Below are 16,311 nucleotides of genomic sequence, written 5' to 3'. Positions count from 1 at the left end.
ACCCGATCGAGGCTATCGGAATCGCCGCCCCTTCTTGGACCGCTGCCCACGTATCGAGACGCGATCAAGGTCCACAAGGGATATTTTTACGATTTTTCGCGGTTTGGCCGGATATTTTACGAGCCGTCACAATCTTTCCGGTCCCACCAGCACCTCCCGTACGGCCTCCGCCAGCCGCAGCCGCGCCGTGTGCACCGGCCGGACCGGCTCGTCCCCCACCGGGACGGCGGGCGCGTGCTCGTGGGCGTCGTGGTAGGCCAGCGCCAGCCGGACCAGGAAGTTGTCCCAGGCGGGGGCGCGGCTGACGGCCCGTCCTGGCAGCTCGGCCAGCACCCGCAGCACCCCGCGGTCGTAGGGGCCGTCGAGCAGCTCGGGCCGGAACCCGGTGAGCGGCACCCCCAGCTCGCCCGCCCACCGCCGTACCGCGCAGGCGCGGGCGTGGCCGTACCGGACGACGAAGCCGGGGTTGTCCCACGTGCGCGGGAAGTCGGGCCAGCCGGGGTCGGGCAGGTCCGGCACGGCCTGCGGCGACTCGACCAGCCGTCCCGGCACGTCCACGACGATGCGCAGGAAGCCGTTCGGCCGCGCCTCGGCCCCGGCCACCCCTTCCACGGCCCGCACCCGCGCGGCCAGGCCGGACGGGGGGATTCGGCGGCGGAGCGCGGCGGCCGACACGTAGACGGCCTCCCGCTCCCACGTGCCCTCGGGCACCGGCGGCTCCCCCAGCACCTCGGCCAGCAGGTCGATCATGGGCCCCAGCGTAGGTGTCAGATCAGCGCGTGCGGCTCGGCCGAGCCGTACTCGACCAGGTGGGCCGCGCCGAGCAGCCAGCGGTCCTCGTCGCGCACCCGTACGTAGCCGAACCGGTCGGCGGAGAAGACCTTGACGCCGTCGGTGCGGCACTGGCGCATCATGACCTCGTCCCAGCCCTCGGTGAGGTCGGCGAAGCCCACCTCGCGCAGGGCGTTCCTGCGGGCGAGCAGGGTGGACCCGGCGATCTCGGGGAGGTAGGCGTACTCGGCCTCGGGCTGCTTGAGCAGGGTCGCCTGGGGCTTGCGCAGGTGGGCGTAGAAGGCCGCCTTGCCGACGATGTCGGCCGTGCTGAACAGGAAGGCCCGGCGCAGGTCCGTCAGGTAGTGCGGGCCGTAGACGTCGCGCGGGTCCATGACCGCGACGAGGTCGGCCTCGCACAGGTCGAGGCCCTTGGCCAGCATCGCGCCCTCGGACATGGCCGGGTGGGGCCGCCGGTACAGGACCTCGGCGTCGGTCAGCACGTCGCGGGCGCGCAGCTCGGCCTCGGGCGGGCCGATGACGATCACCTGGGCCACGCCCGACTGCCTGGCCACCTGGGCCAGCGCGTGCTCCATGAGCGAGGGGTCGAGGATGGGCAGCAGCACGGAGGTGTCGAGAGTGGCGCGGGCGCTCGGCAGGCCGACGGCCTCCAGCAGCTCGTCCACGCGTTCGGTCATCGTCCCCATGTTGTAGGCCCGGCGCAGCGCCACGTGCGCCCGGCGCGAGTCGGGCTCGGTGCCGATCGGCGTGCCGCAGGCGGCGATCTCGGCCAGCCGCCACTGCGGCGTGCCGGGCGGGCACTCGGCCGCGGCGGGCCAGCGGTAGGAGGTGAGCACGTCGGGATAGGCCAGGTGCGGCGGCAGGAGCTGGTCGAGCGTGAGCACCCGGTCGACCCGTCCGCCGGCCAGCGGCAGCGGGTTGTGCACCCGCGGCTGCACGCCGAAGTGCAGGCGCGGCCACGGGACGGTGGTGTCGCCGGTGAAGCGGTGCTCGAACAGCTCGGCCGCGGCGGCGTAGTCGGCCACGTCACCCTGGGTGTGCCAGAAGACGGTACGGATGCCGCGCTCGGCGCACCAGGCCAGCAGCGCCCTGAGCCCCTCACCCGGCTCGCCGGTCAGCTCCTCCAGCCACGGCCCCTGTGTGACGGACTCCACCACGAGCAGGTGGGGCACCTCCAGCGGCAGCACGCGGGCGAAGTCGCGCGGCGTGAACCCGGTCGTCTGGCGCCACTCGTAACGCAGCAGCGCCTCGACGTGCGGATCGGCGACGACGGCCGCGGTCAGGTGCGGGCGGGTGTTGGGCCCGGTGGGGATCCGGTACGGCTTGAGCTTGAACGAGGCCCCGCCCAGCGTCCTGGTCGTGCTCGTGGCCTGGAACGACGCCCCCGGACGAGCCTCCTTGGCCCCCTGGACGGCCACCGGCCGGCGCTTGGGCGCGCTGGGCCGCTTGACCGGCTTCGCCGCGCCCCTGAGCCCCTTGGCCAGGCGCATCGGGTTGTTCCTGCCGCTCTTGATGGCGTCGCCCAGCCGGTTCCAGCGGGCGACCTTGATCGAGGACAGCTTCCAGTTGGCCACCTCGGCCTGGAACCGCTGCTCGGCCAGCTCCCTGCGCAGCTTGTCGGCCGCGGCCCGCTCGATCTCCAGCCGCTCCTCGGCCTCGTCGAGCCGCTCGGCCAGCTTCCTGACCTCCTCGGCGTTCTCCTCGGCGGCCGCCAGCCTGGACTGCGCGGCGTCCAGCAGCCTGGCCAGTTCGGCCGCGCGCTCGGCCTGCGCGACAGCTTCCCGCAACGCCCGACGCGTGCTTTCCAGCTCGGTAGACAACCGGACCTCCGCTCTCTCAGCCCGGCAAAGGATACTCTTTTGCAGGAAGCGTCTCGAAGGGATGAGATCCGGTGCAGTTCAACGTGCGACCCTACGTATGCGGCGCTCTCGGCCGGATCGACACCTCCATACTGGGCAAACTCACCGCCGCGGGCCCCAAGGTGCGGCCCGCGCTCCAGACGGACGAGGCCGCGCTGTTCAGCTCCGCGCCGCTGCCGCCCTACCACCGGGCGGGCGGCGCGTTCGCGTTCTCGTGGGGCGAGCGCAGGCCCGCCGCGGCCGAGGACTGGATGACGGTCGCGGAGACGTACGAGACGCCCGGCCTGATCGGCGACGACGCGCGGGTGACGCTGCACGCGGGCGCGCTCGGCCTGGTCGACGTCTACTACGTGCGCCAGGGCGACGCCGTCTACTTCTCCTCGCTGATCCAGCCGCTGCTCAGCCTGGTGCCCGTCGAGATCGACTGGGCCGCGTGGGCCTCGATCATCCAGGTGACGTTCCCGCTGGGCGAGGCGACCCCGTACCGGGAGGTCAGGCGGCTGCCGGGGTCGAGCGCGCTGGTGTTCGAGCACGGCCGCCTGGCCACCGAGCGCCGGCTGCCGCGCTGGCTGCGCACCGAGCCGTACGAGGCGTGGACGAGCCCCGAGGAGATCGTCGAGCTGCTGCACCACGTCTACGAGGACTACGACGGGCGCAGGCTGCTCGTGCCGGTCAGCGGCGGCTACGACTCGCGGCTGCTGGCGAGCGTGGCCATGGCCCGCGGCGCCGACGTCGAGTCGTGGACCACCAGCCCCGACGACGGCACCGACACCGACATCGCCTTCGCCCAGGCGATCACCCGCGAGCTGGGCATCCCGCACCGGATCGTCACCCAGGACGCCGCCGCCTACCCCGGCGACGCCGCCGAGGTGGCCCGCAGGCTGGAGTACCTGACGCCGCACCACGCCTGGTACGCGCCCTTCGCCAAGGAGGTGCACGGCTCGGGCCGCGTCCTGGTGGACGGCCTGGCCGGCGGCCCGCTGCTGAAGAACTTCATGGTCAGCGGCGCCGCCCTGGAGGCCAGGACGCAGGCCGAACGGTCGGCGGCGCTGCTGGGCTCGTTGTCGCTGGGCGCGCCCGCGCAGCCGTTCCTGTCCAAGGCCGCCGCGCAGTGGATGGAGGAGACCGTGCGCGACCAGTTCGCGGCGGCCACCTCGATGCTCCACGGCCATCGGGCCGAGCTGCCGCTGTCGGTGCTGCACACCAGGACCGTGCGCGGCATCGCGCGGTCGGCGGTCAACCTGGTGGGCCCGGAGGCGTCGTTCGCGGCGCCGTTCATCCATCCCGCCTTCTTCGACGCCGCGCTCAGCGTCGGCGTCGCGCGCAAGGACAAGGGCCGCTTCTACCGCGAGGTGCTGCACGCGGCCAATCCGAGGGTGGCCGCGCTGCCCTCGACGAACGTGGTCAAGCAGCCGCTCCGGCGGGTGCCGCTGCGCTCCACGGCCGCCCCGGCGCGGGCCTACTCCCACGCCATGCTCGAAGTCGTGGCCGGGCGCGTGCCCGGCCTGCTCTCCGACGAGCTGCACGAGGTGATCGCCGGCGGACCCGACGCACTGACCCGGTTCAACGGCTGGAACGACCGGTTCTGGGTGCGCGGCCTGGTGCTTTTCGGACTCTGGCTGAACGACTTCGAGAACGACCTCACGGACGTCACGGCACCTTTTCAGTGAACTCTGGGTAACAGGGCGATTACATACGGATCTCGCGGGTATTACACGTCGCACAGCAGAAGCGGGTTCCGGAAAGCCACCGGGCTGGTAGTGTTCGGCCCGTAAGCGCCGCAACAAACGGGCACCAGATCACAAATCCGGTCTCGTTCGAGGGCATGGAGTTCGCAGGGATGACGACTCCACGCGGCGCGGTCACCAGCTAAGAACGCCGGGGTAACCGGTGACTTCGTCCTGCCCACATCTCTTCCTGTGAGCGACATCATGATCAACGCATCCCCATCACCGGAGTCGATCTCTGAGGCTTTCGTCTCGGAAGATCCGCGATGGTACAAGCGGGCGGTGTTCTACGAGGTTCTCGTCCGGGGGTTCAAGGACTCCAACGGTGACGGCACGGGGGACCTGCGCGGTCTCATCGAGAAGCTCGGGTACCTGGAATGGCTCGGCGTCGACTGCCTCTGGCTGTTGCCGCTGTACGAGTCCCCGCTGCGCGATGGCGGTTATGACATTTCGGACTATATGAAGATCCTTCCAGATTTTGGCGATCTGGGAGACTTTGTCCAGTTGATCGAGGCCGCGCACGAGCGAGGTCTTCGGATCATCACCGACCTGGTCATGAACCACACCAGCGACAGACACCCGTGGTTCCAGGCCTCCCGGCACGACCCGGAGGGCCCCTACGGGGACTTCTACGTCTGGTCGGACGAGCCCACGGGCTATCCGGACGCGCCCATCATCTTCATCGGCGCCGAGGAGTCCAACTGGACGTACGACCCGGTGCGCAAGCAGTACTACTGGCACCGTTTCTTCCACCACCAGCCGGACCTGAACTATGACAACCCGGCGGTGCAGGAGGCCATGCTGGAGGTGCTGCGGTTCTGGCTCGACCTGGGCATCGACGGCTTCCGCCTCGACGCGGTGCCGTACCTGTTCGAGCGTGAGGGCACGGCGTGCTCCGGGCTGCCCGAGACGCACGCGTACCTGAAGAAGATCCGCGCGGAGGTCGACCGGCTCTACCCCGACCGGGTGCTGCTGGCCGAGGCCAACGGCTGGCCCGAGGACGTCGTGGAGTACTTCGGCGACCCCACCGTCGGCGGCGACGAGTGCCACATGGCCTTCCACTTCCCGCTGATGCCGCGCATCTACATGGCGGTGAAGAAGGAGACCCGCGAGCCGATCTCCGAGATCATGTCCCGCACGCCCAAGCTGCCCGACACGGCCCAGTGGGGCATCTTCCTGCGCAACCACGACGAGCTCACGCTCGAGACGGTGACCGAGGAAGAGCGCGACTACATGCACAAGGAGTACGCCAAGGACCCGCGCATGCGGGCCTACCTCGGCATCCGGCGGCGGCTGGCGCCCCTGCTGGACAACAACCGGGACCTGATCGAGCTGTTCACGGCGCTGCTGCTGTCGCTGCCGGGCTCGCCGGTCATGTACTACGGCGACGAGATCGGCATGGGCGACAACATCTGGCTGGAGGACCGCGACTCGGTCCGCACGCCGATGCAGTGGAGCCCCGACCGCAACGCCGGGTTCTCCCAGGCCGACCCGGGCCGCCTCTACCTGCCGGCCGTCATGGACCCGATCTACGGCTTCCAGGCGGTCAACGTGGAGGCCCAGCAGCGCCACGAGGGCTCCCTGCTGCACTTCACCCGGCGCATGCTGGAGATCCGCAAGAACCACCCGGTGTTCGGCCTCGGCGCCTACACCGAAATGTGGTCCTCCAACCCGTGCGTGCTCACGTACGTGCGCGAGGACCGCGACGACGTGATGCTCTGCGTCAACAACCTGTCGAAGTTCCCGCAGCCCGTCGAGCTGGACCTGCGCAGGTTCGAGGGCATGGTGCCGGTCGAGGCCCGCGGCGGGGTGCGCTTCCCGCGCATCGGCGAGCTGCCCTACCTGCTGACCCTGCCGGGCCACGGGTTCTACTGGTTCGCGCTGAAGCCCGAGGAGATCAGCGCGAAGTGACGGGCACCTGGGCACGGGCCGCGCGGCGGGCGGGAATGATCGCCACCGCGAGGGCCGTGCCCACGGCCGTCACCACGGCCACCGCCAGCGTCACCGGCGAGGGCGCGCGGCCGATGCCCGCGCCCACGCCGCTCGTGTGACCCTGCAGGTCGATCAGCCCCACCACCACCGACGCCCCCACCGCCGTGCCGGCGCCGACGCCGAGCACGACCAGCAGGCCCGTGCCGGTCACCAGCGTGGCCATGACCTGGCGTGGCGTCAGCCCCATGGCCTTGAGCACGGCCAGGTCGAAGGCGTGGTCGCGCAGCCCGATCGCGCTCGCCGTGAGCAGGTTCGCCAGCCCGATCAGGGCCAGCACGGCGATCAGCGCCACGATCACCACTCTGATGATCGACAGCCGGTCGGCCGGGTTGACCGCGGCCTGCACGTCGAGGCCCTCCGCCGACTCGGCCAGCAGCCGGGCCCGCACCTCCGCCTTGTCCGCGCCCGGCCGCAGGGCCAGCGCGTAGTACTGGGGCGGCACGGAGTCCTTGGCGGCCAGGCTGTCCAGGCCCACCGAGAGCACCTCGCCGTCCAGGTCGGGCTCGACGGTACGGCCCACGATCCGGACGATCAGCGGCGAGCCGCCCACGGTCAGGCGCACCCGGTCGCCGATCCTGACCCCCAGCAGGTCGAGCAGGCCCTGCCCGGCGACCGCCTCACCGGGCTCGGTGTAGCTCCGGCCCTCCACGACGGGGAACGGGTAGGGATCGGCGGAGCTGCCGACCGCCCGTACCCTGACCGAACGGGCCTCGCCCGGGGCCAGGGCGTTCACGTCGGTGCCCGGGTAGACCGAGCGCACGTCGCGGTCGCGTTCGGCGATGCGCTGGGCCTCGGCCGACTCCATCAGCTTGCCGGGGCGGACGTACAGGCTGGCGTGCTGGCCGACCTGCTCGGGGTGGCTGAGGAAGTTGTCCATGGTGGACCAGACGCCGAGGCCGATCGTGATCATCATCATCGGCACGGCCAGGCCGAACGCCGTCAGGAACGCCGGAACGCGCCTGGTGAAGGCGTCGCGGGTGCCCAGGATCAGGGCGGGCGGGAGGCGTACGAGCAGGCCGAGCCGGGCCAGCCGGGACAGGTGGCCGCGCGGCGGCGAGGCCGGCACGGCGGGGATCGGCGGCGTGCGCGCGCCCCGCCAGGCGGGCACCCCCACCGCGCCCAGCACCACCAGCGTCGTGCCCGCCACGATGGCCAGCACCGGCACCGGCGCGGCCGAGTACGTGCCGAGCACCACCGCCGTCGCCCCCCAGCCCGCCAGCGCGCCGAGTGCGACGCCGAGCAGGCCGAGCGCGCCGTGCTCGACCAGGAGCAGCAGGGCGACCTGGCCGCCGGTGAAGCCCATCGACTTGAGCGTGGCCAGGTCGCGGAGCTGGCCGAGCACCCGGCCGCCGGCCGCGTTGGCCAGCGCGAGCGCCGCCGCGACCATGCCGACCACGCCGAACAGCGCGAGCAGGGTGCCAAGCAGCCGGTTGTCCAGCTCCATCGCGGCCCTGACCTCGCGCCAGGTGTAGACGCGCTGGAGCTTGTCCTCCAGCATCACCACGACGCGCTGGGCCACGACCTGGCTGGCGTCGGGGTCGGCCAGGCGCAGCCCGGTCACCCATTCGCTGCGGCCCAGCATGGGCTCGACGCGGTCGAGCGTGGCGGGCAGCACCCAGGCCAGCCCCGGGGTCCATTCGGGGTAGAAGCCCTGGTCGGCGGAGTCGGCGATGCCGCGTACGTAGAGGGTGTGGCGCTCGCCGTTGAGCGCGATGACCGTGAACGGCGAGCCGATCGCCAGGCCCAGCGACCTGGCGTAGGAGTGCTCGACGACCACGCCGTCGGGTTGCGTGCCGTCGAGCCACCTGCCCTCGGCCAGCACGGGATGGGCCACCGCGGGCGGCGCGGCGGGCATCGCGCGCAGCGACGCGGGCTCCTTCTTGCCCTCCTGCGCCACGGTCACGGGGGCCGAGCGGTAGGGGCCGGTGGTGCCGGTGACGCCGTCGATGTCGCCCAGGGCGACGTTCGGGTCGTCGTCGGTGTAGACCCAGACGTGGGCGCCGTCGGTCTGGGCCGACAGGCTGCGCCACGGGTTGGTGCCGTCCTCCAGGAGGGTCGCCGCGGTGATCAGGGCGGCCACGATCCCGGCCACCACCAGCACGGTGAGCACCGCCTGGCCCTTCCTGGCCCGCAGGTCGGCCTTGATCCAGCGGCTTCCGGCCAGAGCGGCGCTCACTGGTCGCTCACTCCGCGGAGCCCCTCCCCGGTCGGGCCTCCGGTCCGCTCGCCGCGTCGGGTTCGCTTCGCGCTCATCGGAGGTCGATCACCTCGCCGGCGGTGCGGGTGCGGCGGCGGGCGATGCGGCCGTCGTCGACGATCGCGCCGTCGAACAGCGACACCAGCCGGTCGGCCAGGCCGGCCACCCGGGCGTCGTGGGTGACCATGACGATCGTCTGCCCCTCTTTGTGCACGTCGCTGAGCAGGCGCAGCACGTCGCGCGTGTTGCGGCTGTCGAGGTTGCCGGTCGGCTCGTCGGCCAGCAGCAGGCTGGGCTTGTTGGCCAGGGCCCTGGCCAGCGCGACGCGCTGCTGCTCGCCGCCGGAGAGCTGGGCGGGCGAGGCTCCGGCGCGGTCGGCGAGGTTGAGCGCGCCGAGCAGGCTCTCGCGCCGCTCGCGCGCCACCTTGGGCGAGGCGCCGGCCAGCAGGGCGGGCAGCTCGACGTTGTCGCCGACGGTCATGTTGGCGACCAGGTTGAAGAACTGGAAGACGAAGCCGACCTTCTTGCGCCGCAGCAGCGCCCAGGCGCTCTCGGAGAGGGTGTCGACCCGCTGCCCGTCGAGCCAGATCTCGCCGCTGGTGCGCGCGTCGAGGCCGCCGAGCATGTGCACGAGCGTGGACTTGCCGGAGCCGGACGGCCCCATGATCGCGACGAACTCGCCCGGCTCGACCTGGAGGTCCACCCCGCGCACGGCCGGCACCGGGACCGCGCCGTCTTGGTAGATTTTAACCAGATTGACCGTTTTTAGGACCGAGCTCATGCCAGATCCTCCTGGCATCGCTCCAGCCAGTCAAGATCGGCCTGCAGGTGCAGCATGGCCCCTTCGATCAGCAGCAGCGCCACCCGGTCGGTGGGCGCCGTACGGGAGAGCAGCTCATTGAGGTCGCCCATGAGCGACAGGTAGTGGCGGCGCTGGCGGTTGATCAGCGCCATCCGGTCGGCGATGCCGGTGAGCGGCGCGAGCACGAGCTTCATGAAGAACTCGTCGCGCACCCGGGGACCTTCGGTGGGCTCGTCGACCCAGATGGTGAGCAGGTCGCGGCCCTTGGCGGTCAGGTAGTAGACCTTCTTGTTCGGCCGGTTGGACTGTTCGACGTCGACGGCCCTGACGAGCCCGTCCTTCTCCAGCCGGCCGAGCGTCACGTATATCTGCCCGATGTTCGGGGAGGGGTAGGCGCTGCCGAACGTCTGTTCAAGGGCCTGTTTGAGCTCGTAGCCGTGGGCCGGTTCCTTGGCCAGGAGCGCCAGCAGGTGAAGCCGCACGCCTCACCTCCCCGCTTTGTGTTACGTGAGCGTTACGTAGGTATCCGTTGACCATCAGATTACAGGTGTGCATAACATGAATGCATCTACCTAACACGTATGTAACCCCGCTGAATGTGGAGGAAACAGAGTGCTGCGCCCGCTTTCGTTCGTTCTGGTCGTCCTGCTGGCGGCCGGATGCGCGGCGGCGGGTGACGAGGGCGGCGGCGAGACGGGAATGGGCGGCACAGGCCCGATCACCTTCGCCACCGGACGCGACACCACGGCGTACCTGCAACCCTTGCTGGACCGCTGGAACCAGGCCCACCCGGCCGAGAAGGTGACGCTGCTGGAGCTGCCCGAGGCCGCCGACGAGCAACGCGCCCAGATGGTGGCCAACCTCCAGGCCCAGAGCAACCGCTACGACGTGCTGGGGCTCGACGTGGTGTGGACCGCCGAGTTCGCGGAGAACGGCTGGATCATCCCCCTGGAGCGCGGGTTGTTCCCGCTCGACAGGTTCCTGCCGCCCGTCGTGGACACGGCCGTCTACAAGGGCAAGCTCTGGGCCGTCCCGTACACAAGCAACGCGGGACTGCTCTACTACCGGACCGATCTCGTCAAGAAGCCGCCGCAGACCTGGGCGGAACTTCGCGACGAAGCACGAAAAATAACGAAAAAGCGTGACATCGGAGGCTATGCGGCCCAACTCCTGGCCTACGAAGGCTTGACGGTGAACTTCTCCGAGGCAGTGCAGTCGGCGGGCGGGCAGATTCTCAACCACGACGGCACGGAAGTGACCCTCGATCCGGCCAAGGGGAAGATCGCGCTCGACTTCCTGATGCAAGGGCTGCGGGAGGGCTGGATCACCGGCGACTCCCTGACCTTCAAGGAGGAGGAGACCCGGCTGGCCTTCCAGGACGGAAAGCTGGCCTTCGCCCGCAACTGGCCGCACGCCTACGGCCCGGCCAGGGCCAAACTGGGTGACCGTTTCGCGGTGACCCGGCTGCCCGGCCTGAACGGTCAGGGATCCAGCTCCCTCGGCGGGATCAACCTGGCCGTCAGCGCCTACTCCAAGCACCAGCAGACCGCACAGCAGTTCATCCGCTACTTCACCAGCCTGGAGAACGAACGCCGCGTCCTCACCGAGGGCTCCTTCCCGCCCGTGTGGACCGAGCTGTACGACGACCCGGCCCTGATCAAGCGGTTCCCGTACCTGCCCGTGCTCAAGGAGAGCATCCTCGCCGCCAAACCACGGCCGGTGAGCGCCAACTACAACCAGGTGAGCCTGGTGATCGCCAGCTCGGTCGCCAAGGCCCTGGCCGCTCCCTCGAAAGAGTCCGCCGACGACGTCGCGGTCTCCATGAAGTCAGAACTCGAAGAGATCATCAGAACCCAGTGAGGCAAAGCCATGCGTAAAGCCAGAGCAGCAGTAGTCCTGGCAGGGCTCGCGGTCGCCGTCGCCGCCTGCGGCAACGCCCCGACGACGACCACCCCCACCGCCTCGGAGTCCGCGCCGGCCAGCAACGCCGGCGGCGGCAAGACCCTCGAAGGCGTCAAGCTGGAGGTGGCGGCCAAGTGGACCGGCGCCGAGCAGAAGAACTTCGAGCAGGTGCTCAAGGCCTTCTCCGACAAGACCGGCGCCACGGTCACCTACGCCTCCACGGGTGAGGACACCGGCGCCTACCTCGGCCCGCGCATCCAGGGCAAGAACCCGCCGGACGTCGCGATCCTGCCGCAGCCGGGTCTGGTGCAGCAGTACGCCAAGCAGGACGCGCTCAAGCCGCTGTCCGCCGAGGTCACCCAGGAGATCGACACCAACTACACGCCGTACTGGAAGGAGCTGGGCTCCGCCGACGGCAAGGTGTACGGCGTGCTGATCAAGGCGGCGCACAAGTCGCTGGTCTGGTACCGCTCCGACGCCTTCGAGGAGGCCGGCGTCCAGGTGCCGACGACCTGGGACGAGCTGATCAAGGCCGGCCAGACCATCGCCGACTCCGGCACCCCGCCCTTCTCCCTCTGCGGCGCCTCGGGCTGGACGCTGACCGACCTGTTCGAGAACGTCTACCTGTCCAGCGCCGGCCCGGAGAACTACGACAAGCTCTCCAAGCACGAGATCCCGTGGACCGACCCCAGCGTCGCCACCGCCCTGGAGAAGATCGCGCAGATCGCGGGCAAGAAGGAGTTCGTGCTCGACGGCGCCTCCGGCGCGCTGCAGACCGACTTCCCGACCTGCGTGACCAAGGTGTACGGCAACAAGAAGGCCGCCATGGTCATCGAGGCCGACTTCGTCGCCACCCAGGCCACCCAGGACGGCGCCAAGGTCGGCGAGGGCGCGAAGTACTTCCCGTTCCCGAAGGCCGGCGACACCGCTCCGGTCGTGCTCGGCGGCGACGTGGCCGTGGTCATGAAGGAATCCCCCGGCGCGATGGCCCTGGTGCAGTTCCTGGCCTCCAAGGAGGGCGGCGAGATCTGGGCCAAGCTCCCCGGCTACCTGTCGCCCAACAAGAACGTCTCCCCCGACAACTACCCCGACGAGCTGACCAAGCAGCTCGGCCAGACGATCGTCTCCGCCGGTGACGCCGTCCGCTACGACATGTCGGACCTGGCCCCGAGCGCCTTCGGCGGCACCGACGGCAAGGGCGAGTGGAAGGTGCTGCAGGACTTCCTGCGCGACCCCAGCGACGTCAAGGGCGCCCAGGCGGCGCTCGAGGCCGAGGCCAAGAAGGCCTGGAAGTAAAGAGGTAAGGCCGTGACCGAACGGTTGGACGGCCCGGCGGCCCCGCCCGAGAAGACCGCGGGCGGGCCCTCCGCAGGACCGGCTGAAACCCCCCGTACGAGACGACGCCTCGGCCCATCGCCGGCGGTCGCCATCGCCTTCCTCCTGCCGGCGGCCCTGCTGCTCGGCGTCTGGGTGGTCTACCCCATCGTCTACTCCATCTTCCGCAGCCTGTTCGACGCCTCGGGCAGCGGGTTCGTGGGGCTGGGCAACTACACCACGATCTTCAGCGACAACGGCATGCTCGTCACGATCCGCAACAACCTCATCTGGGTGGTCGTGGCCCCGATCGTGGTCACCACGATCGGCCTGATCTTCGCGGTGCTGACCGAGCGCATCCGGTGGGCGACGGCCTTCAAGCTGATCGTGTTCATGCCGATGGCCGTCTCGCTGATGGCCGCCGGCGTGATCTTCCGCCTCGTCTACGAGGAGGACCCCGACAAGGGCCTGGCCAACGCGGTGCTCACCACCGTGCACGACACGTTCTCCTCCTCGCAGGGCTACCCCGAGGCACGGGCACGCGGCGGCGACCAGTCTCCCGTGACCGAGCAGAACGGCGCGGTCGTCACCAAGCAGCCCGTCCAGGCGGGCACGCCGGTGCTGATCCCGATCGTCGGCGTCAAGCCGCAGATCATGCCGTCCAACGCCCAGCCTGCCCACGCCCCCACCGGCGGCTCGGCGGTGTCGGGGACGGTGTGGTTCGACTTCACGCAGGGCGGCGGCGGCCAGAGCGGCGCCGTGGACCCGACCGAGAAGGGGCTGCCCGGCGTGACCGTCGAGGCGGTCAAGGACGGCCAGGTCGCGGCCACCGCCACGACCGCCGACGACGGCAGCTTCAGCTTCGCCGGCCTGCCGGCCGGCTCCTACGTCGTACGGCTGCCGCAGTCGAACTTCCAGGCCAGCTACGGCGGCCTGACCTGGCTCGGCCAGACGCTCATCACGCCGGCCATCATCGGCGCGTTCGTCTGGGTGTGGGCCGGGTTCGCCATGGTGCTGATCGCCGCCGGGCTCGCCGCCATCCCGCGGGACGCCCTGGAGGCCGCCCGCATCGACGGCGCGACCGAGTGGCAGGTGTTCCGGCGGATCACCGTGCCGCTGCTGTCGCCGGTGCTGCTCGTCGTCTTCGTGACGATGATCATCAATACGCTCAAGGTCTTCGACCTGGTCTACATCATCGCGCCGGCCTCGGTTCAGCCGCAGTCGAACGTGGTCGCGCTGGAGATGTGGCGCGTGTCGTTCGGCGGCGGGAACAACCAGGGGCTCGGCAGCGCACTCGCGGTGTTCCTGCTCATCCTGGTTCTGCCCTTCATGATCATGAACATCCGCCGGTTCAGAAGGGAAGACACATGACGACCGCGAGCGTGAGCGCACCTCACGGACTGGAGTCGGGCGCGCCGCGCAGAGGCGTGGCGAGCAGGATCGTGGACCGCCTCGGCGGCGGCGCCGTCCAGGTGGTCATGATCGTGCTCGGCCTGTTCTGGCTGGTGCCGACGCTGGGCCTGCTGGTCGTCTCCCTGCGCACGGTGAAGGTGAACAACGCCGAGGGCTGGTGGACGATCTTCACCAAGCCCGCCGAGCTGACCATCGCCAACTACAAGAACCTGCTGGCCAGCGGCTTCACCTCGTCGTTCTGGAACACGGTGCTCATCACCGTGCCGACCACGATCCTGGTGATCGGCATCGCGGCCATGGCGGCGTACGCGTTCGCGTGGATGGAGTTCCGCGGGCGGGACACGGCGTTCCTGGTCGTGGTGGGGCTGCTGATCGTGCCCATCCAGATCGCGCTGATCCCCGTCGCGGCCTTCTACGGCGGCGTCGGGATCTTCGGCACGATCCCCGGCGTGGTGCTGTTCCACACGGCGTTCGGCCTGCCGTTCGCCATCTTCCTGCTGCGCAACTTCTTCGTCGGCATCCCGTCGTCGCTCCTGGAGGCGGCCAGGATGGACGGCGCACCCGAGTGGAAGATCTTCGCCCAGGTCGTGTTCCCGCTGGGCAAGCCGGCCATCGCCTCGCTGGGGATCTTCCAGTTCCTGTGGGTGTGGAACGACATGCTCATCGCGCTCGTGTTCGCCAACACCGACAACCAGCCGATGACCAAGGCCCTGCAGTCTCAGATGCGGCAGTTCGGATCGAACGTCGACATCCTCTCCTCCGGGGCGTTCCTGTCGCTGATCATCCCGCTGGTGCTGTTCTTCGCCTTCCAGCGGTACTTCGTCCAGGGCATGATGGCCGGTTCCGTCAAGTAGGCCGTCCCCCGCGGGCGCCCGCCTCCCTAGGGGGCAGGCGGGCGCCCGTAACACCTGCTCGCGGACCTCCGATGATTGTTCATGAAGCGTCTTCTCGCCCTCGCCGCAGCAGCCTTCATCTCCCTCCCCCTCGCCCCCGCCGCCGCGCTCGGCGGCACCCCCGGCGCTCCCGGGGCGGGTGATCCGTACTTCCCCGGTCAGGGGAACGGCGGCTACGACGCCGGCCACTACGACCTCGCCCTGGACTACGACCCGTCCTCGAACGTCCTGACCGGCGTGGCCACCGTCGCCGCCCGTGCCACCCAGGCGCTGAGCCGCTTCGACCTCGACCTGTCCGGCTCGCTGTCCGTGCGCTCGGTCACCGTGGACGGCAGGCCCGCCGCCGTCACGCGCGCCGGCGACGAGCTGGTCGTCACCCCCGCCGCCACGCTGGCCTCCGGGCAGAGCTTCTCCGTCGTCGTCCGGTACGACGGCAGGCCCACCCACGTCCTCGACCCCGACGGCTCCAGGGACGGCTGGATCAGGACCGGCGACGGCGTCTTCAACGCCAACGAGCCGCAGGGCGCGATGACCTGGTACCCCGGCAACCACCACCTGTCGGACAAGGCGACGTACCGGTTCACCGTGACCGTGCCCAGCACGAGGGTCGCGGTGGCCAACGGCGACCTGGTGGCCAGAACGTCGGCCGGCGGCCGGACCACGTACGTGTGGGACGCCCGCGAACCCATGGCGAGCTACCTGACCACGGTGTCGATCGGCAAGTTCCAGCTCACCGACGCCAGGATCGGCGGCTACCGCGTGATCACCGCCGTGGACCCCAAGCTCGCCGGCAAGGCGACGGACTTCGCCGCCCGCCACGCGCCCGTCCTCGACTACTTCAGCTCGCTCTTCGGCCCGTACCCGTTCTCCTCCACCGGCGGGATCGTCGACCACGAGCCGAACGTCGGCTACGCCCTGGAGACCCAGACCCGGCCCATCTACCCCGTGGCGCCCAGCGAGTCGCTGCTCGCCCACGAGCTGGCCCACCAGTGGTTCGGCGACTCGGTGACGCCCACCTTATGGCGTGACATCTGGCTGAACGAGGGCTTCGCGACGTACGCGGAATGGCTCTGGCTGGAGAAGACCGGCAGCCGTACCGTGCAGACGTCCTTCGACGGCGTCTACGCCAGGCCCGCCGGCGACGAGTTCTGGCAGACGCCCACCGCCGACCCCGGCGGCGCCGCCGCGCTCTTCCACGACCCCGTCTACGACCGCGGCGCGGCGACCCTGCACGTCCTGCGCCGAACCGTCGGCGACAGCGCGTTCTTCACGATCCTGCGTACCTGGGCGAGCGAGCACAAGTACGGCAACGCCGACACCGCCGCCTTCGTCGCCCTGTCCGAACGCGTGTCCGGCAGGCGGCTCGACGCCCTCTTCGACGCCTGGCTCTTCCAGCCCGGAAAGCCGTCGTTGTGATCAT

General features: G+C 70.2%; 12 protein-coding genes. 7 read left to right on the top strand and 5 right to left on the bottom strand.

Annotated elements, in window-relative coordinates; all coding sequences use genetic code 11:
- Positions 1-126: 126 nt before the first annotated feature.
- Both ABZ815_RS07480 and ABZ815_RS07475 read right to left on the bottom strand, forming a co-directional pair.
- Positions 127-750 (bottom strand): anticodon-binding protein, encoded by a 624-nt coding sequence (locus tag ABZ815_RS07480; RefSeq protein WP_357695049.1) that lies wholly within the window; start codon positions 748-750, stop codon positions 127-129.
- Positions 751-767: 17 nt separating this feature from the next.
- The gene (locus ABZ815_RS07475; RefSeq protein ID WP_357695047.1) at positions 768-2,579 is read right to left on the bottom strand and encodes a hypothetical protein; all 1,812 of its coding nucleotides are present in this window, start codon (positions 2,577-2,579) and stop codon (positions 768-770) included.
- 116 nt (positions 2,580-2,695) lie between these two features.
- Here ABZ815_RS07475 and ABZ815_RS07470 point away from each other — a divergent pair, with 116 nt between their 5' ends.
- Together ABZ815_RS07470 and treS are read left to right on the top strand one after the other, a co-directional pair.
- Positions 2,696-4,321, top strand: coding sequence for an asparagine synthetase B family protein (locus ABZ815_RS07470; protein WP_357695045.1), 1,626 nt, complete (start codon positions 2,696-2,698; stop codon positions 4,319-4,321).
- Positions 4,322-4,582: 261 nt separating this feature from the next.
- Positions 4,583-6,289 (top strand): maltose alpha-D-glucosyltransferase, encoded by a 1,707-nt coding sequence (treS, locus tag ABZ815_RS07465; protein WP_357695043.1) that lies wholly within the window; start codon positions 4,583-4,585, stop codon positions 6,287-6,289.
- Here the strand turns inward: treS and ABZ815_RS07460 are convergent.
- The 3 genes from ABZ815_RS07460 to ABZ815_RS07450 all read right to left on the bottom strand — a co-directional run bounded on the left by ABZ815_RS07460 (position 6,276) and on the right by ABZ815_RS07450 (position 9,851).
- Positions 6,276-8,546, bottom strand: coding sequence for an FtsX-like permease family protein (locus ABZ815_RS07460; RefSeq protein WP_357695041.1), 2,271 nt, complete (start codon positions 8,544-8,546; stop codon positions 6,276-6,278). The genes treS and ABZ815_RS07460 overlap by 14 nt on opposite strands.
- Positions 8,547-8,619: 73 nt before the next feature.
- Complete coding sequence (locus tag ABZ815_RS07455) at positions 8,620-9,348, bottom strand: ABC transporter ATP-binding protein (RefSeq protein ID WP_357695039.1); 729 nt, start codon at positions 9,346-9,348, stop codon at positions 8,620-8,622.
- The gene (locus tag ABZ815_RS07450) at positions 9,345-9,851 is read right to left on the bottom strand and encodes a PadR family transcriptional regulator (RefSeq protein ID WP_357695037.1); all 507 of its coding nucleotides are present in this window, start codon (positions 9,849-9,851) and stop codon (positions 9,345-9,347) included. Before ABZ815_RS07450 ends, ABZ815_RS07455 begins: the two co-directional genes overlap by 4 nt.
- 130 nt (positions 9,852-9,981) lie before the next feature.
- On the opposite strand from ABZ815_RS07450, the gene ABZ815_RS07445 reads away from it, so the two are divergent.
- From ABZ815_RS07445 to ABZ815_RS07425, 5 genes are all read left to right on the top strand, one after another.
- Positions 9,982-11,229, top strand: a complete 1,248-nt coding sequence (locus ABZ815_RS07445) for an ABC transporter substrate-binding protein (protein ID WP_357695035.1) — start codon at positions 9,982-9,984, stop codon at positions 11,227-11,229.
- Between the two features lie 9 nt (positions 11,230-11,238).
- Positions 11,239-12,567: an ABC transporter substrate-binding protein gene (locus ABZ815_RS07440; protein WP_357695033.1), complete on the top strand. Its 1,329-nt coding sequence runs from the start codon at positions 11,239-11,241 to the stop codon at positions 12,565-12,567.
- Positions 12,568-12,579: 12 nt separating this feature from the next.
- Positions 12,580-13,956, top strand: coding sequence for an ABC transporter permease subunit (locus ABZ815_RS07435; protein ID WP_357695031.1), 1,377 nt, complete (start codon positions 12,580-12,582; stop codon positions 13,954-13,956).
- On the top strand, positions 13,953-14,852 hold the full coding sequence (locus ABZ815_RS07430) for a carbohydrate ABC transporter permease (protein WP_357695029.1): 900 nt from the start codon (positions 13,953-13,955) through the stop codon (positions 14,850-14,852). Before ABZ815_RS07435 ends, ABZ815_RS07430 begins: the two co-directional genes overlap by 4 nt.
- A gap of 81 nt (positions 14,853-14,933) precedes the next feature.
- Complete coding sequence (locus ABZ815_RS07425; protein WP_357695027.1) at positions 14,934-16,307, top strand: M1 family metallopeptidase; 1,374 nt, start codon at positions 14,934-14,936, stop codon at positions 16,305-16,307.
- Positions 16,308-16,311 lie beyond the last annotated feature (4 nt).

The sequence above is a fragment of the Nonomuraea sp. NPDC047529 genome, from assembly GCF_040642995.1.
Classification (GTDB): Bacteria; Actinomycetota; Actinomycetes; order Streptosporangiales; family Streptosporangiaceae; genus Nonomuraea.
Note: the sequence above shows the minus strand (reverse complement) of the source record. Positions and strands in the feature narration are given on the sequence as shown.